This is a genomic window from Roseibium sp. RKSG952, assembly GCF_009711355.1.
The window spans coordinates 1-2,020 of record NZ_SMMF01000575.1; the positions used below are offsets into that span (position 1 = coordinate 1).

At 54.8% G+C, this 2,020-nt stretch carries 2 protein-coding genes; one reads left to right on the top strand and one right to left on the bottom strand.

Going from position 1 to position 2,020, the window contains the following annotated elements; translation table 11 throughout:
• Positions 1–309: hypothetical protein (locus E1297_RS49635; protein WP_209015598.1), on the top strand; the 309-nt coding region annotated here is incomplete at its 5' end.
• A 164-nt stretch (positions 310–473) separates the two neighbouring features.
• On the opposite strand, the gene E1297_RS02420 is transcribed toward E1297_RS49635, so the two are convergent.
• On the bottom strand, positions 474–1,565 hold the full coding sequence (locus E1297_RS02420; protein ID WP_155133444.1) for a polyamine ABC transporter substrate-binding protein: 1,092 nt from the start codon (positions 1,563–1,565) through the stop codon (positions 474–476).
• Between the last annotated feature and the right edge of the window lie 455 nt (positions 1,566–2,020).

Sequence of the window (2,020 nt, forward strand, 5' to 3'; positions counted from 1 at the left end):
CGTCCAGCTTCTCGAACGATGCCCCGCATCACCCTTGGAAACTCTTTTGACCGACCGGCGAAAAATCAGGTCAAAAGGGTCAAAAAAATATTTGGGCGGTTGGTTAAGGGAAGCCCTTCTGCACATTTGCCTGAGCCGAAGATTTCGGGTTTCACCGGTGCGCCAGCCGTGGTGTCATCGCAGGCATTCGATGTTCCGCTCGCGATGACGAATATAAGTGCAAGAGTTTTGTATGCTGATGTATGCAATATGTCTTTTGGTTCACGAAATACACATTTGAAACCGGCAGGCAATGTTATTTCCCGGTAGGGTGCGAGCGGATAGTGCGGGTGTCCGGAATGGCGGGATGTTTTGCCGGAACTCGCGCGTGGCCTTGGGCAGCCGAAAACAGGTGTTTTTCTGTAGCGGAAATGAGCACAAGGATATCGGCCGCCGATAGTCCGGCGGCCTCTGCGGTGGTATGCGCTGGACCGTCAGTGACCGGTCTTGATGGACGTCCAGAGCCGCGTTGCGATGCGGTCGGTCTTGGGGTCGTTTGCGGTAATTGAATAGAGTTTGGCCATTGTCTCGGGTGTTGGGTAGATCTCGGGATTGTCAATGATGTCCTTGTTCAGGAGGGGCTGAGACGCCTTGTTCCCGTTTGCTGCAAAGATCGCGTCAGAGGCTTTGGCTGCGATTTCCGGGCGCATCATGAAGTCGAGGAACGCGTAGGCTGCGTCCTTGTGAGGTGCGTCGGCGGGGATGGCCAGCTGGTCGAACCAGATCTGCGCTCCGGTTTCCGGGATGATATAATCCACCGTGATGCCGTTTCCGGCGTCCTTTGCCCGCTGGCGCGCCACGAACATATCGGTCGACCAGCCCATAGCGATGCAGATGTCACCGCTTGCGAGGGCGTTGATGACAAGGGACGAGTCGAATTTTCGGATATAGGGCCGGACACTCTTCAAAAGGGCTCCCGCTTTTTCGAGGTCTGCCGGGTTTTTGCTGTCCGGGTCAAGGCCGAGATAAAACAGGGCAGCCGGTATGACGTCCTTGGGGGCGTCCAGAAAATAGACGCCACATGACTGCAGCTTTTTCATCTTGGCCGGGTCGAAAAGAAGATCCCAGCTGTTCAAGGCTTCGTCCGGGCCGAGCGCTTTGCGGACCTTGTCCGGATTGAGTCCGATCCCGGTCGTGCCCCACATGTAGTTGACGGAATAATCGTTGCCCGGATCATATGCCGACAGCCGTGCCTCTATCACGTCCCACATGTTTTTCAGGTTGGGTAATTTGGACTTGTCGAGTTTCTCAAAAACTCCCGCCTGTATCTCCCGGGACAGATAATAGCTCGTGGGCGGGACAATATCGTACCCCGTGCCTCCGGTGAGCAGTTTCGTGTCGAGGATTTCGTTGCTGTCAAGGTCGTCGTAAACAATCTTGATGCCGGTTTCCTTCGTGAAGTCGGAAAGGATCGACGCCGGTATGTAGTCCGCCCAGTCGTAGATATTGAGAACCTTGTCTTCTGCAAGGGCGGGGCTGGCAGACGCCGTCAGAACGGTCAGCACTGCGAAGGCTTGTTTGAACATTTTTTGCATCTCCTCCCGGTTTTGCACATGCCGCAAGGACATGATCTTTGTCCGGCTTACTGGCTTAACCGCGCTCTTGTCGATTGTCGGAATGCCCTAATCGCTGTGCGGGAGATGCTTTCAAACACATTTTTCACCGGTTTTATGAGGGGGAGGTGGCCTCCGGAGAGACTGCTCTGTCGCTGTCCCTTCGGCATTCTGTGGGAAACTGTGGTTTTGGCACTTCAATTTTCGCCCATATCCCGGATTTATTTGTTGTCTAAGAGACTTATCCCCACTTCAGGAGCCTTTGAAACAGGCCGTTTTCGGTCAATTTTCCGGTGTTTCGCAAAATCGCTGCATCTGTGCTTGCCCGGTGCTTGACTTCCTCGGTTGGCCGCCGTAAACCGGCGCCACTTCGCAGCGACGAGATGTCGATGCGCGGAGCGGGTGTAGCTCAGTTGGTTAGAGTGCCG